The 22,725-nt window shown below is 46.9% G+C and carries 21 protein-coding genes; 10 read left to right on the forward strand and 11 right to left on the reverse strand.

The features are described from left to right. Nucleotides 1-7: 7 nt before the first annotated feature. The 8 genes from FN124_RS04880 to FN124_RS04915 form a co-directional block, all read right to left on the reverse strand. Complete coding sequence (locus FN124_RS04880) at nucleotides 8-265, reverse strand: phosphopantetheine-binding protein (RefSeq protein WP_127035163.1); 258 nt, start codon at nucleotides 263-265, stop codon at nucleotides 8-10. 92 nt (nucleotides 266-357) lie between these two features. After that, nucleotides 358-1,650, reverse strand: coding sequence for an ABC transporter permease (locus FN124_RS04885; protein WP_142683644.1), 1,293 nt, complete (start codon nucleotides 1,648-1,650; stop codon nucleotides 358-360). A 33-nt stretch (nucleotides 1,651-1,683) separates the two neighbouring features. Then, on the reverse strand, nucleotides 1,684-2,430 hold the full coding sequence (locus FN124_RS04890; RefSeq protein WP_185937093.1) for an ABC transporter ATP-binding protein: 747 nt from the start codon (nucleotides 2,428-2,430) through the stop codon (nucleotides 1,684-1,686). An 18-nt stretch (nucleotides 2,431-2,448) separates the two neighbouring features. Further along, a complete protein-coding gene (gene darH, locus FN124_RS04895; protein WP_142683645.1) occupies nucleotides 2,449-3,453 on the reverse strand; it encodes a BtrH-related acyltransferase DarH in 1,005 nt (334 codons plus the stop codon). An 89-nt stretch (nucleotides 3,454-3,542) separates the two neighbouring features. Beyond that, nucleotides 3,543-3,941, reverse strand: coding sequence for a flexirubin biosynthesis protein DarG (gene DarG, locus FN124_RS04900; RefSeq protein WP_142683646.1), 399 nt, complete (start codon nucleotides 3,939-3,941; stop codon nucleotides 3,543-3,545). A gap of 24 nt (nucleotides 3,942-3,965) precedes the next feature. Continuing rightward, nucleotides 3,966-5,102 carry a dialkylresorcinol biosynthesis protein DarB gene (darB, locus tag FN124_RS04905; protein ID WP_142683647.1) on the reverse strand — a complete coding sequence of 379 codons (1,137 nt, stop codon included), beginning with the start codon at nucleotides 5,100-5,102 and terminating at the stop codon, nucleotides 3,966-3,968. A 225-nt stretch (nucleotides 5,103-5,327) separates the two neighbouring features. After that, nucleotides 5,328-6,248 carry a dialkylrecorsinol condensing enzyme gene (locus FN124_RS04910; protein ID WP_142683648.1) on the reverse strand — a complete coding sequence of 307 codons (921 nt, stop codon included), beginning with the start codon at nucleotides 6,246-6,248 and terminating at the stop codon, nucleotides 5,328-5,330. A gap of 324 nt (nucleotides 6,249-6,572) precedes the next feature. Beyond that, complete coding sequence (locus FN124_RS04915) at nucleotides 6,573-7,310, reverse strand: head GIN domain-containing protein (protein WP_142683649.1); 738 nt, start codon at nucleotides 7,308-7,310, stop codon at nucleotides 6,573-6,575. A 65-nt stretch (nucleotides 7,311-7,375) separates the two neighbouring features. Here FN124_RS04915 and guaA point away from each other — a divergent pair, with 65 nt between their 5' ends. The 4 genes from guaA to FN124_RS04935 all read left to right on the forward strand — a co-directional run bounded on the left by guaA (nucleotide 7,376) and on the right by FN124_RS04935 (nucleotide 13,070). Continuing rightward, nucleotides 7,376-8,941 (forward strand): glutamine-hydrolyzing GMP synthase, encoded by a 1,566-nt coding sequence (guaA, locus tag FN124_RS04920; RefSeq protein ID WP_260607328.1) that lies wholly within the window; start codon nucleotides 7,376-7,378, stop codon nucleotides 8,939-8,941. A gap of 129 nt (nucleotides 8,942-9,070) precedes the next feature. Then, the gene (locus FN124_RS04925; RefSeq protein ID WP_142683650.1) at nucleotides 9,071-10,381 is read left to right on the forward strand and encodes an ABC transporter substrate-binding protein; all 1,311 of its coding nucleotides are present in this window, start codon (nucleotides 9,071-9,073) and stop codon (nucleotides 10,379-10,381) included. Between the two features lie 73 nt (nucleotides 10,382-10,454). Then, nucleotides 10,455-11,462 carry a ligase-associated DNA damage response exonuclease gene (locus FN124_RS04930; protein ID WP_142683651.1) on the forward strand — a complete coding sequence of 336 codons (1,008 nt, stop codon included), beginning with the start codon at nucleotides 10,455-10,457 and terminating at the stop codon, nucleotides 11,460-11,462. A gap of 3 nt (nucleotides 11,463-11,465) precedes the next feature. After that, on the forward strand, nucleotides 11,466-13,070 hold the full coding sequence (locus FN124_RS04935; protein ID WP_142683652.1) for an ATP-dependent DNA ligase: 1,605 nt from the start codon (nucleotides 11,466-11,468) through the stop codon (nucleotides 13,068-13,070). On the opposite strand, the gene FN124_RS04940 is transcribed toward FN124_RS04935, so the two are convergent. After that, the gene (locus FN124_RS04940) at nucleotides 13,038-14,390 is read right to left on the reverse strand and encodes an MFS transporter (protein ID WP_142683653.1); all 1,353 of its coding nucleotides are present in this window, start codon (nucleotides 14,388-14,390) and stop codon (nucleotides 13,038-13,040) included. The genes FN124_RS04935 and FN124_RS04940 overlap by 33 nt on opposite strands. A gap of 144 nt (nucleotides 14,391-14,534) precedes the next feature. On the opposite strand from FN124_RS04940, the gene FN124_RS04945 reads away from it, so the two are divergent. Beyond that, nucleotides 14,535-15,029, forward strand: a complete 495-nt coding sequence (locus FN124_RS04945; RefSeq protein WP_142683654.1) for an Lrp/AsnC family transcriptional regulator — start codon at nucleotides 14,535-14,537, stop codon at nucleotides 15,027-15,029. 37 nt (nucleotides 15,030-15,066) lie between these two features. Beyond that, nucleotides 15,067-15,675, forward strand: a complete 609-nt coding sequence (locus FN124_RS04950; protein WP_142683655.1) for a porin — start codon at nucleotides 15,067-15,069, stop codon at nucleotides 15,673-15,675. A gap of 146 nt (nucleotides 15,676-15,821) precedes the next feature. On the opposite strand, the gene FN124_RS04955 is transcribed toward FN124_RS04950, so the two are convergent. Then, nucleotides 15,822-16,406 (reverse strand): hypothetical protein, encoded by a 585-nt coding sequence (locus FN124_RS04955; protein ID WP_142683656.1) that lies wholly within the window; start codon nucleotides 16,404-16,406, stop codon nucleotides 15,822-15,824. Nucleotides 16,407-16,499: 93 nt separating this feature from the next. On the opposite strand from FN124_RS04955, the gene FN124_RS04960 reads away from it, so the two are divergent. The 3 genes from FN124_RS04960 (at nucleotide 16,500) to FN124_RS04970 (ending at nucleotide 18,879) form a co-directional block, all read left to right on the forward strand. Further along, complete coding sequence (locus FN124_RS04960; RefSeq protein ID WP_142683657.1) at nucleotides 16,500-17,357, forward strand: AraC family transcriptional regulator; 858 nt, start codon at nucleotides 16,500-16,502, stop codon at nucleotides 17,355-17,357. Between the two features lie 63 nt (nucleotides 17,358-17,420). Beyond that, entirely contained in the window at nucleotides 17,421-17,816 is a 396-nt protein-coding gene (locus tag FN124_RS04965; protein WP_142683658.1) for an ester cyclase, read from the forward strand. Between the two features lie 31 nt (nucleotides 17,817-17,847). Then, nucleotides 17,848-18,879 (forward strand): S66 peptidase family protein, encoded by a 1,032-nt coding sequence (locus tag FN124_RS04970; RefSeq protein ID WP_142683659.1) that lies wholly within the window; start codon nucleotides 17,848-17,850, stop codon nucleotides 18,877-18,879. On the opposite strand, the gene FN124_RS04975 is transcribed toward FN124_RS04970, so the two are convergent. Further along, the gene (locus FN124_RS04975) at nucleotides 18,880-20,205 is read right to left on the reverse strand and encodes an NCS2 family permease (protein WP_142683660.1); all 1,326 of its coding nucleotides are present in this window, start codon (nucleotides 20,203-20,205) and stop codon (nucleotides 18,880-18,882) included. A gap of 52 nt (nucleotides 20,206-20,257) precedes the next feature. Here FN124_RS04975 and FN124_RS04980 point away from each other — a divergent pair, with 52 nt between their 5' ends. Continuing rightward, the gene (locus FN124_RS04980) at nucleotides 20,258-22,711 is read left to right on the forward strand and encodes a ligase-associated DNA damage response DEXH box helicase (RefSeq protein ID WP_142683661.1); all 2,454 of its coding nucleotides are present in this window, start codon (nucleotides 20,258-20,260) and stop codon (nucleotides 22,709-22,711) included. Nucleotides 22,712-22,725: the final 14 nt, after the last annotated feature.

Consider the following 22,725-nt stretch of genomic DNA (forward strand, 5'->3'; position numbering starts at 1 on the left):
TGCTTACTTATGCCGGTTGTTTCGATTGGATAAACTCTGCCATAGATTGAACTGACTGCAAAATCTTACGGCCTTCGCGGGGATCTTCTACTTTGATGTGATACTGTCTTTCCAGTAATACCATCAATTCAAGTGAATCGATACTATCGAGTCCCAGGCCTTCTCCAAATAACGGTGCATTGTCATCAATATCTTCCGGTTTGGTGTCCTGAAGGTTGAGCGCCTCAATGATTTGTTCTTTCAGTTTCTTTTTTAATTCTTCCATAATGTTGTAGGTTTATCACCTGTTGTTCACAACAGGCGAATGCCCTTGTGGGGAGTAAAAATACAGCTTTACTATTGTTTTGAAAACATTTATCAGTTCATTCTTCTTTTTTCCACCCATCCGGCTATGGCCAGCATGGCTAGTCCGGTAAGTATTAATCTCAGCACATTCTTCCACACAAATGCCATATCTCCGTTACGCAAATAAATATCGTTGATGGCATCAAGCCCCCAGCTTAAAGGCGACAAATGCCCCAGCAGCTGCATCCTGGCGGGCATTACCTCCAGCGGTATCCATATACCGCCAACGGCCGACAAGATCACGATAGAGATAGCTCCGAAATTAAGCGCCTGGTTAGGCGTTTTAAATACCGTGCCAATCAGGATACCATAAGCCGTTGCTGCCAACCCAATTGCGCCTGCTACCAGTAATGTTGCCCCCGGATGATGGCCCATTACCAGCTGCGGCAGATCGAGCAGCGGCAGCACATAAATACCCACCAGCATCATCAGGTAAAACTGCAGGACACAAACTCCTACAAAAAACAGCATCTTACCGGCAAGGATGGCGAGGTAAGATCCCGGTATCAGTTTCATCCGCAACAGGCTGCCATCTTCCCTTTCCCGGATCATGTTCCCTGCAATAGGTATCACAATGAAAAACATGGCAAAAATACTCCAGGCAGGTACGTTGTGCTGAACAGAATTGGATATTACATCCAATTGTTTCCCCGAACCGGTGCTTTGTTCCTTCAGTCCTACCGCCTGTAAACGGATGGCTAAAGTGTCTGCAGTGCCGGCGCTACTGTCTTTGCTCCGCAATTGTTGTTTAATGCGGCTCAGCAGCAGATCGGTTTCCACTTGTGTAAGGAAGTTATCTACCGATTGGTGGATAGCGCCTTTAAATGCTTTCTTTGCAGCCGGATCAAAATAGATCGTCACGTTTAGTGAATCGGGCGTTTGCTTTACCGGTAATGATACCGACATTCCCATCCTGTGGGTGATGTCATTTACAATACGGTTGGCATTGCTCACAATAGCTGCTGTAGCACCTGCAGGTATAATAATGCTGATCTTGTATTTACCTTCGTTCACCAGTTGCTTGGCCTGTCCGGCAGTTACCGGCCGGCCATCAAGGGAATCGATAATATTGAATTGTCCGCCTGAAGCCAGCCCTTCTTTCACAGAGCGGCCCAAACGGCCATGATCATTATCTACCGTTAAAATATCGAACCTGATATCCTGGTAATCTTTAAATGGGGCATCCTGGATCAGCGCCATTACAGTAATTAATACCACGGGCATTATAAACAGGAGGATGATCCCTGTTTTATCGCGTAACAGTAATTGCCACTCTTTCCTGATTGTTGCCAGTAGTCTTAACATCGCTTTTTAGCCCTTCGCTTTAGCATTTAAAAATTAGTCCCGGAGCGCATTTCCGGTAAAATGCAGGAATACGTCTTCCAGGTTATTACAGCCGGGATGCTGATGTATCAGGGTTAACGGGTTACCCTGCACTATCATTCTACCTGCATCCATGATCACTACTTCTTCGCATAACGACTGTGCCTCTTCCAGCAAATGGGAAGTATACAGGATGCTGGCTCCCTGTCTGTTGTAATCACGCAGGAATTGTAATATCATACTACGCGACTGAACATCCACTCCTGCAGTAGGCTCATCCAGCACCAGTAATTTGGGGTTGTGCAGGATAGCGGCAATAATGTTGGCCCTCCGCTTCATTCCACCGGAATATTTATGTATTTCCTTGTGCGCACTTTTCTCCAGGCCAAACAGTTCCAGGTAATGCATAATTTTTTGTTGCAGCGGTTTCCCTTTAAAACCGTACAGGTTGCCGAAATAAGTAAGATTTTCAACGGCAGAGAGTTGCGGATAAAGGGCTATCTGCTGCGGTACTATTCCGATAATATGTTTGATGGCTTCCCTGTGGGAAGCCTCCTGCTTTAAGTCCTGTATGATCACCTCCCCGCTGTCGCCCCGCACAATGCCGCATAATATTGAAATAGTAGTAGTTTTGCCGGCACCGTTAGGGCCAAGCAAACCGGCAATCTTTCCCTTCCCGAACTGAAATGTAAGTCCTTTCAGTGTAGGCTCTGTACTCCCCTTGTAGGTTTTATATAATTCTTTTACAGATATGCCGGACATGATTTTTTAAATATTTAATTACCACTTCACCTGTGCCAGTTTGCGGAAAAAAGCATCTTCGGAGGCCGCGCATTCCAGTAACATCTGGCTCAGCTCTTTATAGGAAACATTATCTGCTGATCTGCTTTTACATACACGGCCGGCGGCAAATGCAAAATTACGCCATAAGTCCCCGGTTTGCGTCAGTTCTCCCGCCAGTTTGCTCAGTTCATCTTTCTTCAGTAACACCGCTGCTTCCTGTAAAAATGCAGCGTACAGGAAACGGAAGCCTGCACCGCCGGTACCGATCTCTTCCTGCATCCGGATAATATTTCCCAGGTACAGCGTCGCTTTCCGGTCGCCAGGATTTTCAGCATAGTTAGCTACTCTTTTGGCAAGAAAACGGATCCCTTTCACACCAAACATGGGGATAGGCACTTTCAGCATAAAGTGACATGCCTGTTCTATACCCGCTTTGATCGGCTTTTCAAATGAGGCGGTAGGAGGTACATGTACAGGGTAGTACATTTTTCCTTTTGGCGCCGGGAATCCTTTGGCAAAGCGGGCCTGCGCCAGGCTTTCCGGGTCAATGGTGGTCACTGAATCCATTACCGGATCACTTACCAGGTATTGCCCATCCTTTTTGTCGTAAACAACCAGGTTATGTGCATTAAAATGAAACCGGTAGGAAGCGGGGAAGTAAGGCAGGTAATATACGCTGGACTGCAGCCCTACAGGGATACCTGCCTCAATTACTTTATCCAGCGCCTGCATTCCTTTTTCCGGTGTGGAAAATTTCTGTGACTCCATCCGCACACCCAACCGCTTACACACCCGCTGGAAAATGGCCCCCGGCCATATCCGGTAGGTGGTGCCCGGCACTCCGTTTACCTTTAGGAATGGCAGGTGGCCGAAAAAAATACCTGCACCAATACCAAATGCCATTGGTTCACTGATCTGTAAACCATAATGCCCCAGCAGGTTTGATATTACACCACTTTCACAATGCGCGGTCTGGTTGTGTTGGAAAAAAGAATTAGTCATAATATTATTTGTAGCAGCATTACGAATAACGGATCTGTGGGAAGATCATCGGATAACACCTACCCACAAATCCGTTATTGACATTATGCTTATCTGATCTGCAGGAGATCTGTTAAACTCACTTTGAAGGCATCTGCATAACGCTGCAATAGTTTGGGACTGAGCTTTTTGAAAACGCCTGGTTTCATATGCCTTTTCACCTGCCATTGAAATTTACCTACATAGCTGGCCAGCAAAGGCAGGTCCATCAGGTTCTTTTCCATGTAATAGGCTACAGGGCTTATTTCGCCGGCTTCCACCCGGGCGCGCGCCGCTTTTACCCTTTCATTTACTTCTTCCCAGGCCTGGTCAAGCGCAATGTTTTCCGGCTCCCAGCCGGCACTTTGCACCTTTACATAATTGCCGGAATTATCCACCGCATACATAATTTGCTTGAATGTACCTTCATGCAGATTATCACTATCCTGCGGTACTTCCTCTTTTTTCATGAGAGCAGTTTTAGAAATGATTGCTTACACCACAGTGATGTGTGCATAAGCATATGAAAAACGTGCGCTTTCCGGAACCATCATTACAACTTTCTGTCCTTTCTTAAAACGGCCGGTGTTCATCAGTTCTTCCAGCATCAGGTAAGGGGATGCAGTACCAACATTACCTACGCTGGCCAGGTTGGTAAACCACTTCTCCAAAGGAATAGGAACACCTAACCTGGTAATTTCCTCATCTATCTTTAACCTGAAAAACTCAGATGACAAGTGGGGCAGGAAGAAATCTATTTCATCGAGATTAATATTGTGGCGCTCTACCAGCTCTTTCCACATCTGTGCTCCGGAAGGAACAATATTTTTACCAAGTAACCGGGTATCTTGTTTAAAGGAGAATACGCTGTGCTGTGCCCATTCTTCCGGGGTCATATCAATCCAACCGGTGGTAGTACCGTCCGGTTGTTTGATAGCGCCGGCATACATACAGGTTTCCAGCTCATTGGCATATGAGAGTATTTCTACCCAGTCAACCCGCAGGGATAAACCTTCTTCATTAGGCTTATCCTGGAAAAGGGCGGCGCTGGCGCCATCTGATAACATCCAGCGGAGGAAATCCTTTTCAAAGGCGATGATGGGATTTTCATCGAGACTTTTCAGATTTTCAGCTTCCGGCTGAAATTTCTGCGCCAGCATCCAGGCGGAGAATTTTTCAGAGCCAGTGCTTACAGCGTTGGAAGTATTACCGCAACGGATAGACATCCAGGCATATTTAAATGCCTGCATCCCTGCAGCACAAGCGCCTGTAGCTGCAATCAGCTCCACCGGCTGGCATTTCAGGATGCCATGCACCATGGCGGCATGATTGGGTAACAACTGATCCGGAGAAGTAGTACCGCAGGCCAGTAATTGCAGTTTGCTGATGGGGAACTGCTCATCGAATAACTGCGATACAGCTGTTGCTGTCATTTCCGCATTGGAATGGGTGGATTTCCCTTCCTTGTCCAAAGAGTAGTAACGGGTTTTGATCTTATTGTTACCAAGTATCTTCAAACGCGCACGGGAAGCCTTTCCATCTACCATGCCGAGAATGCTCTCCATTTCATCATTTTCTACAGGCTTGTTCGGTAAAAATTTAGACAGCCTGGTAATATAAACTTCCTTCATTTGAATTTATTCGTCTTTTAAGGCTACATGTAAAACCTGGTCTGAACTGTCCTGCCTTGCCAGCCAGCTCACAGTAAAATATATTTTAATTTAATATACGTTGTATACAGACGTAAATATAGAATTCTAATTGGAATTACAAGTATCAAGCCATGGTGTAAAGGTCGCTTTGTACCGGCATTACACCAGGCTTTGGTGTACCTTTAAGGTGGACTTGATACGCTTTTATCTCAGGGAAATACCCTTATAATAGTCCACTTCTCGGCGCAGTTTGGCCTTTTTCAGATTTAACTGTATAATGGAAGTAACCAGGGATATAGGTGTTAAAACAAAGATACCTGCCAGCAGTAACGCCCGGTACATGGATACACGTCCCTGGCGGGAGGCCGCACCAGGACCGCCCTTTGCACTGATGAACTTAGCCCAGAAACGGAATGCCCTGATACCTTTGTTTTCAAGAACTACCAGGTTGGGAAGCAGTTCCACGGCGTCGAGCGACAATAGTTCCGAATGCAGTGTGTCCCATTTGTCATGTTGCAGTGCTGCGGCTATGGGCCCGGCAAACCGTTCGGAAGTAAGGATCTCGTTTTCCTGCACCCCTGCCTGCGGCAAAAACCGGGTGGCCTCTTTTTTTCCCTTGAAAGCCCACCGCAGAATAGTGATCACAGAAATGAGATTAGGTGATTTGTCTACCAGCACAATGTTACCCACAAGGGTACTACCCGCCTGGTGCAGGTAATTTTTTACTCTTTCCTGTGCGTTCAGCCACATATTACGGCTTCCCAGCAGCGTAATCACCTTTTTACCTTTCAGCAGCTGTTTGCCCGCCTCACTTTGCAGGAAGGCAGCGGTTGGCTGTGAGGGGGAAAGGAACCAGGGCTGATAAGCCAGGATAACCAGGTCGAAATGCGCATTCACGTCCACTTTCAGCGGTTCAATACCACGAGGGGTGGATTGAACAGTTTCCGGCATAGTGTCGTAAAATTGTTGCTTTCCCCAAGGGAAAGGGAAAGGCGTTACAGGCACCAGTTCCTCAAATGTAAAGTCGGCTTTGCCTTCCAGCGGGGCCAGCACATGATCAATAATCCTTTTCAATTGTCCTGTTTGTGTATAATATACCACCAGGACCTTCGGTCTTTCGTTCATAAAAGGAATAGGAGTTCAACAATTCAAAACGTAAATCAACAATTCAAACGGTAAAATCTGCAATTCAAGCCGTAAACATACAAAAAAACAGCAATCATTCATGTGATTTAATGATAATTTGACGCGAAATGTTGATGGAGCGGGGATATTTTTATGGGGTTCTGTCTTGTGCCCCAGCCAGGTACAGCATCAGCGGGTTAATTATAGCGAATGCTGTACCTGGACTCAAGGACTTTGATATGTTTTCTTCAAAACATCTCTATAAACTCTCTGACACTAACAAATATGATATTTAAAATGTTAAAGATTTGTAAATGTTGATGCCTATCTTTTATTAATATTGCCTGAACCCGCTACAGAAGAGGATATCTGGGGAGAACCCTTATAATTTACGTTTCCGGAACCTGCAATTTTCGCTTCCAGTTTTACACTGGCGTAAACATCTGCATCACCACTACCGGCAATATTAACATTTACATTTTCAGACAGCAGCTCATCACCTTCGAAGTTACCGCTGCCGGCAATGGAAAGGTTCACATCTTTTGTTTCCCCTTTCAGCTTCATATCGCCCGAACCGGCAATAGAAGCCTTTACTGCAGGCGCATTGATTTCTCCTTTGAGATTACCGGAACCGGACAGGCTGAATTTCACATCAGAACGGGAAGTAAATTTTCCATCCAGTTTCAGATCGCCCGAACCTGCCAGGCTGGCGTCATCTATCTCAGGAGTGGTGAGGAACACGTTCAGGTCTTTATGGGTGCTGATGGAAACGCCCCGCCTGATCCTTACAACGAGACGGTCATCTTCTTCCACCAGTTCCACCAGCGGAGCAATATTATCCTCTGCTTCAATAACAGCTGCTTTAGCAGCGCCCTGGGTGAGATATACGTTCATGCTGCCCTCTACCTTGATCCTGTGAAAAGGCGCAACCTTCCTTTCCTCTTTAATTACATGACCATTGCCTTTTACACGATTTTGTCCGATTACGTCGCAGGAATAAAGGAGTACAGCAGCAGAAAAGGCCATAGCGGCCTGACATAGGAACGATTTTGTTGATATCATGGGTTTAAATTATAACAGAAAGATACGCCAGATTTCCGAAATTCGAATTTCCAAATCCGAAATTCGTGGAAGGACTTTATCTTTGCACCACCATGACAGAAAAGATACTTATCCTCGATTTCGGTTCCCAGTATACACAGCTGATTGCACGCAGCATCCGTGAACTGAATGTTTATTGCGAAATTAAACCTTGCCTTCAGCCTATTGCCTGGGATGAAACCATTAAAGGTGTTATATTATCAGGCAGTCCTTTTTCGGTAAATGACGAAAATGCGCCCATCCTTGATATTGCGGCCATCGCCGCAAAGGTGCCGGTACTCGGTATCTGCTATGGCGCCCAGATGATGGCCAAAGTTTTTGGCGGCGAAGTAGCTAAAAGCAACCTCCGCGAATATGGACGCGCCTTTATGGAGCACAACGACAAAGAGGAAAAGTTGTTATATGATATCTCTGCAAAAAGCCAGGTATGGATGAGCCACGCAGATAGCATTAAACGCATCCCTGAAGGATTTGAAATCATTGCCACTACAGAAAATATACCGGTAGCGGCTTTCAAAAATACTACCCTGGCAGCCAACCCCATGTTCGGCTTACAGTTCCACCCGGAAGTAACCCACTCCCTGGAAGGAAAACTGATCCTGCGCAACTTCCTGTTACATATCTGTAACTGCAGCCAGGACTGGACTCCGGCCGCTTTTGTACACGAAACAGTGGAAAGGATCAAAGCACAGGTAGGCGATAAAAGAGTAGTAATGGCCCTCAGCGGCGGCGTTGACTCTACTGTTGCCGCAGAACTGATCCATAAAGCCATCGGTAAAAACCTGTTCTGCATATTTGTGGATAATGGCTTGCTGAGGAAAGACGAATTTGAAACCGTACTGGAATCTTATAAACATATGGGCCTGAACGTAAAAGGGGTCAACGCAAAAGATCTTTTTTACGGGAAACTGGCAGGCGTTTCCGATCCGGAACAAAAACGCAAGATCATCGGTGGCCTGTTCATCGATGTTTTCCAGCAGGAAGCCACCCATCTTACCGATATTTCCTTCCTGGGCCAGGGCACTATTTACCCCGATGTAATTGAGTCCGTTTCTGTGAACGGCCCTTCCGTTACCATCAAATCCCACCACAACGTAGGCGGTTTACCGGAAAAAATGAACATGCAGCTGGTAGAACCGCTGCGCTTTCTCTTTAAAGACGAGGTACGCCGCGTAGGCCGTGAAATAGGCATCAGCGATATATTCCTGGGCCGTCATCCTTTCCCAGGCCCCGGACTGGCTATCCGCATTCTCGGCGCCATTACCCCCGAAAAAGTACACATGCTGCAGGAAGCAGATAATGTATATATAGAAGGACTGAAAGAAGCAGGCTTATACGACAAGGTTTGGCAGGCAGGCACCATCCTGCTGCCGGTACAAAGCGTAGGCGTAATGGGCGACGAACGTACCTACGAATTTACGGTAGCTTTACGCGCAGTGACTTCCGTAGATGGTATGACGGCCGATTGGGCGCATCTGCCATATGAATTCCTCGCTAAAATGTCTAACGACATCATTAACAAGGTAAAAGGCATCAACCGCGTGGTATACGATATCAGCTCCAAGCCGCCTGCTACTATTGAGTGGGAATAAAAAGGAGGCAATAAAATACTGAGCTATAGTTACGGAGTTGTGGATAGACAGAATAATTTCTTCTATCCATAACTCCGTAATGCTTTATTTCACATTCCCCGGAATGATTTTTGTAAATTAGCGCCAATTATGAACCACTTAGTTTCTATTAAGCACCTGTTATCCGGATTGGCTTTATTGGTTTTGATCAGCTCCTGCTCATCTACCAGGAAAAGCACCAGTAAGGTAGACGGGCCACCGCCATCTCTGAGTAAACCTAAACCGGAAAAAAAACCGGAGGATAATAAGAAAGAAGCTGCAAAGGCGCCTTTTAATGTACCTGCATTCGGTAAAGAAGTTAAAAAAGCCTCTTACAACATTGCATTCTTTGCACCATTATACCTCGATTCCGTTTTTGCCAACAGTACAGAAATCCCCGGCCGCACTATGCCCCGGTATGTATTGCCCGGTCTTGAATTTTATGAAGGCGCCCAGCTTGCACTGGATACCCTGCAGCAACTGGGATATAACCTGAAAGTGACCGTATACGACAGCAAAGCCAGGCAGAGCGTATCTTCCCTGATCCGCAGCAAAGCACTCGACGAAACAGATCTGATCCTCGGAGCAGTAAGCAATCCCGAACTGAAAGAGCTTAGCGATTTTGCCAAAAGCAAAGAGATCAATTTCGTTTCCGGTACCTATCCCAACGATGGCGGTATCAGCGACAACCCGTTTTTATATATCTCCAACAGCACATTAAAAACACATTGTGATGCGCTCCAGAATTATATCCAGGACGCTTTCACCAATAAGAACATCGTGCTGTTCCGCAGGAATACTGCCTTTGAAACAAGACTGGCAGCAGATTTCAAGGCTTCCTACGAAAAAATGGAAAGCACCCGGAAATCGAGGATCCGAGAAGTAGTATGGAATGAAGCTACCACACCGGAAGAAATTTCCAAATACCTGCTTACAGACCGCACCAATGCTGTCATTATAACTGCCCTGGATGAAGCCGGCGCCAAAAGCATGCTGCGCAAGCTGAGCGTTTCCGCCGCCACTTATCCCCTGCAGATCTTTGGTATGCCCACCTGGGATGTGATCAAGCTGAAAGAACCCGAGTTTAAAGGCTTACAGGTATACTATTCATCTCCCTATTTCAACGACAAAACAGACTACTACAGCCGGTATATTTCTGATTATTTCCGCAGGGTATATAAAGCACGCCCGTCGGACATGGCTTTCAAAGGTTTTGACCTGACTTACTATTTTATAAAGCTGCTGTACTCAAATGGCGTTTATTTCAACAGCATGGTGAGTAATGCACCTAAAGTGATCACTAATTACAACTTCCTGCCGGTGTACCTGAAAGAAGGAGAACAAACACCTTCCTACTTTGAAAATAAAAATATCTACATTATCCAGAAGGGGGACAGCGCAGATATTAAAATGAATAAATAGTTGCCTTGCAACATCATCTGAATCGTGCCACGATGGTTGTCGTGGCACGATTTTTTTTGCGTACATTCCCTATATGAACGTGCTGCAATTCACCGATAACGGCATATACTGCGCTGCCGGGGATTTCTACATTGATCCCTGGAAACCCGTTAAGCGCGCTGTGATCACACATGCGCATTCTGACCATGCCCGCTGGGGAAATCAATACTACTTATGTGAAAATGCCAGTGTTCCCTTGCTACGGCTACGCCTTGGTAACGATATAAAGGTGCAGGGCGCTGCTTACGGGGAAACGATTTTCTTTAATGGCGTGAAAGTGTCCCTGCATCCCGCAGGTCATATTATTGGCTCAGCACAGATACGGGTAGAGCAGGATGGAGAAGTGTGGGTAGCCAGCGGCGATTACAAACTGGAGAACGACGGGCTATCGGCCCCGTTTGAGCCCATCCGCTGCCATACCTTTATCACAGAATCTACTTTCGGCCTGCCCATTTACCGGTGGGCGCCTCAGCAACAGATCTTCAATGGTATCACCCAATGGATATACGAAAACCAGCAGGCCGGTAAAGCCAGTGTACTGCTGGCTTACAGTCTTGGTAAAGCACAACGGCTGCTGTATCACCTGAAAGATAAAGTGGATCACTTCCTGGCGCATGGCGCCATTGCCATTCCGCATGAAGTACTGTTACAGGAAGGCTGGCCTTTACCTCCCGTGGAAAGGATCACTCCTGAAACACCAAAAACAGCTTTTAAGAATGCTGTGATCATTGCACCGCCTTCGGCAGAAGATAATGTGTGGATGCGCAGGTTCCAGCCTTATTCCCTGGGCATCTGCAGCGGCTGGATGCAGGTACGCGGTAATATGCGGCGCAGGAATGCGGATGCGGGCTTTGTGTTATCTGATCATGCCGACTGGGCCGGGCTGCTGGACGCAGTTACCGCTACCGGCGCCGAACAGGTATATTCCACACATGGCTTCAGCAGCGTATTTGCCCGTTATCTGACAGAGAAAGGTATTGCCGCCAGAGAAGTAACTACTTCCTATGGCGATGAAGAAATTATTAATAACCCAGAATCTTAAACCGTGCAACAATTTGCTGAACTGGTACAATTATTAAGCAACAGCACCAAAACCAACGAGAAGCTGGGGGCGCTGAGCCAATACTTTGCCACAGCGCCGGATAAAGATAAAACATGGGTGCTGGCCTTGTTTTCCGGGCGACGCCCTAAACGGACGGTTAACAGCACACAGCTTAAAACATGGTGCATACAGGTTACGGGGTTATCCGACTGGCTTTTTGAAGAATGTTATCATACAGTAGGCGATCTTGGTGAAACTATCGCATTACTGCTTCCCCCGCGGACAAATCCTGTGGCTGCCCCTCTTCATTACTGGCTGGAACAGTTGCAGCAACTGGAAAAGGCAACGGAAGAAACCAAACAGGCTTTTATTTTACAGGCATGGGATGCTTTGGATAACGGGGAAAGGTTTGTGTTCAACAAACTGATCACCGGGGGCTTTCGTATAGGCGTGTCGCAGAAAATGATGGTGAACGCATTGGCCAGAACTTACGACATCGAGCCTGCTACCCTTTCACATATGATCAGCGGCAACTGGGATCCGCATAATGTTACCATCGAAGAATTGTTACATCAGCATACCACCGGTGCAGACGCGTCGCGGCCCTACCCATTTTATCTGGCTTACGCGCTGGAAGGACCGCCCGGAACATTGGGAACGGAAAAAGAATGGCAGGCGGAATGGAAATGGGATGGGATCCGCGGGCAGATCATCAAGCGGGAAGGACAACTGTTCGTATGGTCGCGGGGAGAAGAACTGATCACCGAGAAGTTCCCGGAATTTGTTCCCCTGAATACTGCATTACCAGATGGAACTGTATTGGATGGGGAAATACTCACTTTTGCCGATGGATTACCATTGCCATTTCAGACACTGCAAACAAGGATTGGCCGTAAAAATGTAACCCGCAAACAGCTGCAGGAAGCGCCGGTCATCTTCCTTAGTTATGACCTGCTGGAATGGGAAGGAACAGATATCCGGGAAAAAACACTGGCAGAACGGCGTGCCCTGCTGGAAACATTGGTGCAAAACATACAGGCACCAGTGTTACAATTATCACCGGAAATTATTTTCGGTAGCTGGGATGAATTAACACAACTACGGTTACAGTCGCGCGATAAAGGCAGCGAAGGATTAATGCTCAAAAGAAAGGCTGCTGCTTACCAGGTAGGCCGCAAGCGTGGCGACTGGTGGAAGTGGAAAATTGACCCGCTCACCATAGACGCGGTGATGATATATGCACAGAAAGGCCATGGCCGTCGTTCAAATTTATATACCGATTATACTTTTGCCGTGAAAGACGGGGATCAGCTGGTACCCTTTACCAAAGCCTATTCCGGCCTTACAGATAAAGAAATTGCCGAAGTTGATAACTGGATCAAACGCCACTCCCTTGAAAAATTCGGACCGGTAAGAACAGTGCAACCCCAACTGGTATTTGAAATTGCCTTTGAAGGCATTGCCGCTTCCAACCGTCATAAATCCGGCGTTGCCCTGCGTTTCCCACGTATTAACCGTTGGAGGAAAGACAAGCCAGTAGCAGAGATCAATACCCTTGAAGACCTGAAAGAGCTGTTACGGGTGAACGGCCACAATACCGGGAGCTGAGGCATTCTTCCGGTAGAACACCCCTAGTTGTACAACAGACAGCACCGCAATGATCACCAGCATGGTTAACGCGACACTATAACTGCTCCAGCCTTTTGTTGCTGCCAGCTGCATCACCAGTGCTGATAAAGATAGGCCCAGTCCGCCTCCCAATGCATTGGCCGTACCGTTGATCCCCGAGGCAAGCCCCTGCTGCGGCTCCGGTACAGATTGCACTGCCAGGATGGTGACGCAGGGAAATGTGATAGCCATACCAAATGAATTAATACAGGCAGCTGCGCAGAGAATAAATAAAAAAGAATAATCCGTAAAATAACTGGCCATAAAAAACAGGATGCCGCCCCCCATAAATGTATTACCAAGCATGGCTGTTTTTATTACACCCAATGTTCTGAAAAGATGTGGCAGTATGAATTTCGAAACAATACCGGATAAAATACTGAAAGGGAATAACAGCAGCCCCGCTTGTGAGGATGTGAAACGGAGATCTTTTTGCAGGTATAAGGTAAGCATGAAGATATAACTCAGAAAGATGCTGCCAAGCATTACTGCACCAATGTTTCCTGTGATCACTCCGTGTAACCGGAACAAGCGGAAGTTTACTAACGGTGAAGGATGTACGCGTTCCCGGCGTATAAAAAATATACCTGCGGCGAGGAACAACAGCAACCACAAACCGTACTGAACAAAGTGATGAGCAATATTACCAAGATCATGGATAAGCCACGCCGCCAGCATCATAAGGCAGGTGATCAGCAGAGCGCTCAACAGGTTATGCTCCGGCTTTATCACCGGCTTTTCGTCTGCCGGAATATAGATCATGGCCAGTATAATAGCCGATCCTATTACCGGCACGTTAATAAAAAACACCCATTGCCAGCCAAGATAATTACTGATTAAGCCGCCCGTAGCCAGCCCCGTAGCAAACCCGATACCAGCAGTGGCGCCAAAAACACCAAAGGCACGGTTCCTTTCAGCAGGTTCAGTAAAGGTATTGGTAATAACAGCCATTGCTGCCGGGATGGCCAGCGCCACGCCTGCTCCCTGCAAGGCCCGGCATATCAGCAGCCAGGAAAAGCCTGTGGCAAATCCCGCCACCAGGGATGCCATCACAAAACAGCTGGCGCCTGTCACAAATACTTTCTTCTTCCCGACGGTATCTGCCAACCTGCCGCCAAGTAATACAAATCCTGCATAAAATAATACATACACTGTTTGCACCCACTGAATGGCGTTTACACCGAAATGGAAAAATGATTCCATCTGTGGAATGGCCATATTAAGCACAGACACATCCAGCGCTTCAAAGAAAATAGCCATACAGGCTACGGTCAATATAATCTGTTTTCGTTTCACGGCACAAACCTAGCAAAACATCTCAAACGACATTTAATTATTAAAAAATTAGAATAAACAGCTATTATCTTTCAATAAATCAGATATTTGTTCCAAATTGAAATACTCATGGCCGGTAAAAAAGAAAATAATACGGATATACAATTAAACCTGGATGAGAAAGATCTTGGCATCCTGAAATTATTACAAGAGGATGCTAAAATGACCATCCGGGATATAGCCCGTCAGTTAAACCTCAGTACTACCCCGGTATATGAACGTATACGGAAGATGGAGCAGGCAGGCGTTATCAAGCAATACGCCGCCATAGTAGATCCCCGGAAAATTAATAAGAGCCTTACCGTGTTATGTTATATCACACTGAAAGAACACAATAAAAAATGCGGCAGGAAATTTATCCAGGAAATACTCAGCTTTACAGAAGTAACGGAATGCCTTAATATCTCCGGTGAATTCGACTTCATGATCAAGGTACAGGTGAAAGACATGGACGAATACCGTGAATTTTATGTGAACAAACTTGGTGAGTTGGATAATCTGAGCCATACACAAAGTATATTTGTTATTTCAGTGATTAAAGCTACACACCAGGTAGTTTTTTAACGCTAACGCAGTATCTCTGAAACTATTCCCGGTACCAATGTTACGACCATACGCATTACTGTGTGCAGGATGCTTTTTAATACAATGTGTTACTGCCCGGGCGCAATCGCCCTTGTTTTCCCATGCAATAGGCGGCGGATTATTTTCCACACATAATTTCCTGGGTGGAGGAATCGTTTATTCTCCCCGGCTGAACATGATACGTTTCTCCGATAAATCGGTTATCTCTGCCGGTGTGCAGCTTGGTCTTGGCACCTCTATCGGTGATAATTACAACAGTAGTACCGGTGGCAATTCTACCAGTATCTTCATGGCCAACGTACCGTTCCTTTTAACATGGAATTACGGGAACGCGGCCACCAGGAAAACTTTTACAAAATGGGGATTTTATGCAGGAGCAGGTTATGGATTTCAGAACTCCACCCGCAGTGTGGAATTTGTGGATGATGAAGAAGTAACCACCAACCAGGTACATGTATCGGGCGTTGCGCTTGGTACGGGGATAAGATTCCCGGTTAGTCATCACTCATTCGGTGTTAGTTTTTCTTATCTCTTTAATAACAATCAATATAACCCCGATATTCATGGTATAGCCGGCGTCGCTGTCAGTTATAATATAGGGTGTAAAGAACACAAGATAAAATGATCCATAAAAGTTAGCGGTTATAGTAACCAAATGGCTTATCCCTCCATTTATGAATTTTCTAAAAAGGAGAGTTTATCAATTGCGCATAATGGCCGGTGCTTTGTAGATCCCGGCCCGACAGAGAAAAAGAGAAGCCCGGCAAAAAACTATGGAACTACGGGGTTCATAAGATCAAACCCCGTATGAAAATCCAGGACACCCGCAGCTGATTCACCGGGATCAAAAACAACTACCATGGAACATACCGGTTTCCTGCTCCGGGAATTAGCCGTTTCAAAGGCAATTCCCAGTTTTTTGTCTTCATATACCACAATCTTTCTTGCTTTATTTGCCGATTCATAAGCCTGCGCTTTCTCCACACCGGGATATGCTTTCCTGATAGCGGCAATAGTACTTCCCGGTCCTACTCCCTTACTGGTTCTGAATTTCGGTGAATTAACCCGTATCTGTTTTACAAACTGCGTATCCTGGGTACGCATAGCAGTAAATACCGCCAGCATATGTGATGAATCGATGCTGTTATCTTTTCTGCGGCTGTACCAGATGCGCCATGCTTTCATCATGGCTGCATCGCCGCCATCCGGTTTTCCCAATACGGAAAGGCTCTGGGCAGGAGCTTCAAGATTTATCTGTCCTATAGATTTTCCGGGTGTAATAAGCCAGGCGCTTTTCTGGGCGGTTACCACAGTGGTAACAAATAGAAGTGATAAGCAAAAAAAGAGGAGACGCATAGCATCAGGTTTTGGAAATGGATTCAAAAATGCTGCCATAATAACATTTGGGATGTGGAAAGGTTAAAAATCAATTTCCCTTACCTTTATCCTATGTTAGTCAAATTTCCAACAAACCAGGAGGGACAACAGATCCTTAAAGCAGGCAACATCCATTTTGCCCAGCTAAAGCAAAGAAACAGGGCCGATAAGCGCACCATATTCCTGACGGAAAATGTAATGATATTTGTATTAACAGGGCATAAACTTTTACATTTCGACCATCACACCGTGAAAGTAGAAGCAGGCTCTATACTATTGATGAAACGTGGCTTCTATGTGATGTCGGATTTTGTGGAAGATGGATTACAGTTTCAAAGTTTGCTGTTATATTTTTCAGATGAACAACTGCGCAGGTTCCTGCACAAATACAATTATACAACGCCGGTAAAAGCTGCTGCCACCAACTATCTCACAGTCCCGGTAACCCCTTTGCTGGAGGCTTTCAGGGAGCAGTATACTGCTTACTTCAGGCAGGAGCCATCTACGCTGGCTGCCTTGCTGTCTGTAAAGTTATACGAGGCATTCCTCCTATTACTGGGTACACCACAGCATGCTTCCGTACTTGCCTTTATGCAGCAGATTGTATATGCGCAACCACAGGACATTACATTCATTGTAAAGCAACACCTGTTTCAACCGGTTACCCTGGATGAGATGGCAAGGTTATCCGGCCGCAGCCTGGCTTCTTTTAAACGTGATTTCCAACAGCAGTATCAAATATCCCCGCGCCGGTGGATCAATGAACAACGGCTGTCTTATGCACGCACATTGCTGGAATCCACTACACAGCAGGTAGCCGAAGTAGCCGCCACCTGTGGCTTTGAAAGCTCATCGCATTTTATCCGCATCTTCAAACAGCGCTATGGCCTCACTCCCAATCATATCAGAGCCAAAAAGGCGATCATCTGAGCTTTTCCCGTTACCGGCCGTAAATATTCCGCGATAATTTTGTGTGCATAAAAAAGAAAGAAGATGCAAACATTATCCGAAAAGAATAAGGCAGTGGTAAAACGCTTCAATGAAGAGTTCCTGGTGAAAGGCAACTTGCAGGCGTTTGAAGAAATCGTTGCGCCGGACTTTGTAAATCATACGGCGCCGGAAGGCAGCAAGGACCGCAATGCCACCCGCGATTTTATTTTAAAATTGTTACATCCTGCTATGCCGGATCTTCAGCTGGAAATTTTTGATATGATAGCGGAAGATGATAAAGTAGTTACCCATAAAGCATTTACAGGAACCTTCTCCGCTCCTTTTATGGGCCAGGCGCCCACCGGCCGGAAAGCTACTCTCCGCATTATTGACATCATCCGGTTGAAAGATGAACAATACGTTGCCCACTGGTCTATCCGCGAAATGATCACAGTATAGTTATCTGGCGAAATATGCTTATTTTAAGCGTATGAACCGGAAACACTTTTTGTCTGCCCTTATTACCACCGGCGCAGGATTACCTGCGCTGCAAACACTTGCCGGCATTGGATTATCCGTTCCTTCAGATAAGAAGGAGCCACTTGTTCCTCCTTATCTGAAGCCCGGCGATATCATTGGCATTACCTGTCCCGCGGGATACATTAACAGGGATGAAATACAACCTGCTATCCGTATTATGGAAAGCTGGGGGTTTAATGTACGTATAGGCAAAACCGTTGGCGACCGCGACTACAGCTTCGGCGGAACTGATGCCAAAAGGCTTGCGGACCTGCAGACCATGCTGAACGATGATGATATAAAAGCAATTATGTGTGGCCGTGGAGGCTATGGCACCGCGCGGATCATTGACAAGCTCGATTTCTCACACTTTCAGCGGAAACCCAAATGGGTGATCGGATTTAGCGACGCGACAGTACTGCATTGCCATATCGGACGGCATTTCGGCATAGCGTCCCTGCACTCAAAAATGTGCAATAGCTTCCCCGATGATTTCGGAAAATCAGACCCTGTTGTTCAGGATACCATCATGTCTATTTACCAGGCGCTCACCGGTAAAAAAATGCAATACACCGTATTGCCGGATACCCGTAACCGCAAAGGAAAAGCACGGGGCGTGATCACCGGCGGCAACCTCTCCATTATCCAAAGTATGTCGGGCACCGACTCTGAAATTGATACAAACGGGAAGATCCTGTTCCTGGAAGAAGTAGGGGAATATCCGTATAGCCTTGACCGTATGCTGGGCACCCTCCAGCGCTCACATAAGCTCGACAACCTCGCTGGTCTTATCATTGGCGGGTTTAACCGCATTAAACCGGATGATCCGGGCGAAGAATTTGGCAGAACAGTATACGATATGGTGCTGGAAAAAGTAAAGGATTTCAATTATCCCGTGTGTTTCAATTTCCCCGTAGGGCATCAGAAAAATAACTATGCCCTTAAATGTGGTATGATGCATACCCTTTACGTAGGCGATGATACCGTTACACTAAAAGAATAATTACTTCACAAGAAAAGTGATGATAAACAACACTGCCAGTACATACATAACAGGACTGATGCTTTTGTACTGCCCGGTTAATACTTTCAACAATACGTAAGACAACATACCAAACACAATCCCTTCTGCTATGCTGTAACTGTAAGGCATCATCACAATAGCTAAAAACGCAGGAATCGCTTCTGTTACATCGTTGAAATCTATTTTGGTAACAGCCCCCATCATCAGCATACCTACAATGATCAGCGCGGGTGCTGTAGCCGCCTGCGGGATCATGGCAAACACCGGGGCAAAGAACAGGGAGAGAAGGAACATTACAGCCACCGTAAGGGATGTTAAACCGGTTTTACCTCCTGCAGCAATACCACTGGCGCTTTCCACATAAGCCGTTACCACGCTGGTACCTAATAGCCCTGCCGCCGTGGTGCCTACTGCGTCGGCCATCAACGCCTGTTTGGCGCGGGGCAGCCGTCCTTTCTCATCCAGCAGCCCGGCTTTATTACAAAGCCCTATCAGCGTACCTACAGTATCAAAAAGATTTACCATCAGCAGGGTAAAGAGGATCATCACCATATCCAGGCTGAATACCTTATCAAACTGCAGTTTGAAGGCTACCGGTGTCAGCGGGGGCGGAAGGCTTACCAGCTGGCCGTTTGCCGGGAGATGCGTAATTCCCAGCGGGATTCCCACCACCGTGGCCGCCAGTATACCGATCAGCAATGCAGCGTTCACATTACGGTACATCAGCACAGCGCTGACAATCAGCCCTATCAATGCAATAAGGGGGCCTATACTGGTAATGTTTCCCATTTTCAGGATCACTCCGTCCAGTTTTCCGTTGCCCACATGGTGCATACCCGTTTCAATAATGCCCGCATTGGCCATCCCTATCAATGCAATCAATAAGCCGATACCCACTGAAATGGCATGTTTCAGGTTCTCCGGTATGCTGTTGATGATCGCCTCCCGGATCCGGAACATCGACAAAAAAATAAAAATAATCCCCTCCAGGAACACGGCGGTCAGCGCAAATTGCCAGCTATAGCCCATAGAGGACACAATAGTATAAGCAAAAAAAGCATTCAATCCCATTCCGGGCGCCACGCCTATAGGCAGCCTGGCATACAACGCCATTACCAGCGTACCAATGGCTGCCGCCAATGCCGTAGCGGTGATCAGCGCATTGAAATCCATTCCTGTGCGCGACAGGATACTGGGATTAACCGCCAGTATATACGCCATAGTGGAAAAGGTGGTTAACCCTGCCAGTATCTCTTTTTTTACAGTTGTCTTATGTTCGGTGAGATGGAAAAATTTTGCGAGCATAACGCAAAAATAAGCGTTTCACGATTTATCATTTTATGCTAATTTCATTCCTATGCAACAACGTTCGGGTGGATGGAAAGTGATCAATAACTGGCTGGGCGAAAAAGACCTGAAGCCCTTCAAATTCCAGGAGGATGCCTGGAAGGCTTACCTGCAGGGTAAATCGGGAATTGTAAATGCCCCTACCGGCTTCGGGAAAACCTTCTCCCTGTTCCTGGGAGCCGTTATCGCATGGATTGATGCGCACCCAAAGGATTATACCCGTAAAACAAAAAATGGCTTACAGCTTTTGTGGATAACACCGCTGCGCGCACTCGCCAAAGACCTTGGCAGAGCCATGGAAAGCGCGCTGCAGGAGCTCAATGTTCCCTGGCAGGTAGGCATCCGCAGCGGCGACACGCCTGTTTCTACCCGCGCAGCACAAAAAAAGCAAATGCCGGAAGTGCTGATCATTACACCGGAAAGCCTGCACCTGCTGCTGGCACAAAAAGAATATCCCTCCGTTTTTAAACACCTGCACACCGTTGTGGTAGATGAATGGCATGAACTCATAGGCAGCAAGCGCGGCGTGATGGTGGAGCTTGGCCTCAGCCGCCTGAGAGGACTGCATGAAAACCAGCTGAAGGTGTGGGGGATCTCCGCTACTATCGGCAACCTCGACGAGGCGATGGAAGTATTGCTGGGACCGTATCACAGCGATGGGCTTATTATCCGCGCCAAACTGAAAAAGAATATTACCCTGAAAAGCGTGATCCCCCATGAAATAGAAAACTATCCCTGGGCAGGGCACCTGGGGATCAAAATGCTGCCACAGGCGCTTCCTGTTATCAACGACAGTCAAACCACGCTGATATTCACCAATACCCGGTCCCAATCTGAACTATGGTACCAGGCCCTGCTACGGGAAGATCCCAGGCTGGCCGGCGCACTGGCACTGCATCACGGGTCTATAGACATGGAACTGCGCATATGGGTGGAAGAAGCCCTGCACAACGGCATCCTGAAAGCGGTGGTATGTACCGCCAGCCTGGATCTGGGCGTGGATTTCCGGCCGGTAGACAGTGTGATACAGGTAGGCAGCCCTAAAGGAGTGGCCCGGTTTCTCCAGAGGGCCGGCCGTAGCGGGCATCAGCCCGGGGCTATCAGCAAAATTTTCTTTCTGCCCACACATGCTTTGGAACTGGTAGAAGCGGCTGCACTGAAAGCTGCTATGGAACAGGACCTCATTGAAAGCCGGATGCCTGTGCTACTTGCCTATGATGTATTGCTCCAGTACCTGATGACACTGGCAGTATCCGACGGCTTTCATGCCACCGACATCTGGGAAGAAGTACGACATACCTTTTGTTATCAGCATATCACGGAAGATGACTGGCAGTGGCTCCTCTCCTTTCTTACCACCGGTGGTGACGCCCTGGGCAGTTATGATGAATTCAAAAAAGTAGAACGGGAAGGTAATTTCTATATCTGCCGCAGCCGCATGATGGCCATGCGCCACCGCTTGCACATCGGTACTATTGTAAGTGATGCCATGCTGAAAGTGAAGTTTATGAGCGGTGGCTATATTGGCGTAATAGAGGAAAGCTTTATTTCCCGGTTATCTCCCGGCGACTCCTTTACGCTGGCTGGCCGCAACCTTGAATTTGTGCTGATCAAGGATATGACGGTACTGGTCCGCAAATCAAATTCGAAAAGATCCATCGTACCCAGCTACCAGGGAGGCCGTATCCCATTGTCGTCGAACCTGGGGCGCATGCTCCGGGAAAAATTCAATGAAGCCTTATCAAGGAACACAAAAGATCCTGAGCTGATCGCCCTGCAGCCGCTGTTCAATTTGCAGGAAGAGCTGTCGCATATTCCCAAAGCAGGCGAGCTGCTGATTGAACAGATCAATACAAAGGATGGTTATCATCTTTTCGTATATCCCTTTGAAGGGCGACTGGTACATGAAGTAATGGCAGCACTGCTGGCCTACCGGATCAGCCGTATCCAGCCCATTACTTTTTCTATGGCTATGAACGATTATGGCTTTGAATTGTTATCCGACCAGCCTATTCCCTTAACGGCCGAAAATGCCAAAGAACTGTTTTCTACCGAAAACCTGCTGGCCGAACTGCAAACCAGTGTAAATGCCACGGAAATGGCACGCCGCAAATTCCGCGATATCGCCGTAATAGCCGGTTTAATATTCCAGGGCTATCCTGGCAAACACAAGGCCAACCGTCACCTGCAATCATCGGCGTCGCTGCTGTTCAATGTGTTCAGGGATTATGATCCGCAAAACCTGTTGCTGAAACAGGCATTCAATGAAGCTTTCTTTTACCAGATGGAAGAAGCCCGGTTGAGGGAAACGCTGGAACGTATCGCAGTAAGCCGGATTGTGATCACCACGCCGCAAAAACTTACACCTTTCTGCTTTCCTATTAAGGTAGACAGCTTGCGTGATACCATGACCAGCGAAAAGCTGGAAGACAGGATCAAAAAATTGATCACGGTGAACGGCTAAGAAATCTCTAATTT

It is taken from the genome of Chitinophaga polysaccharea (assembly GCF_902150045.1).
Classification (GTDB): Bacteria; Bacteroidota; Bacteroidia; order Chitinophagales; family Chitinophagaceae; genus Chitinophaga; species Chitinophaga polysaccharea_A.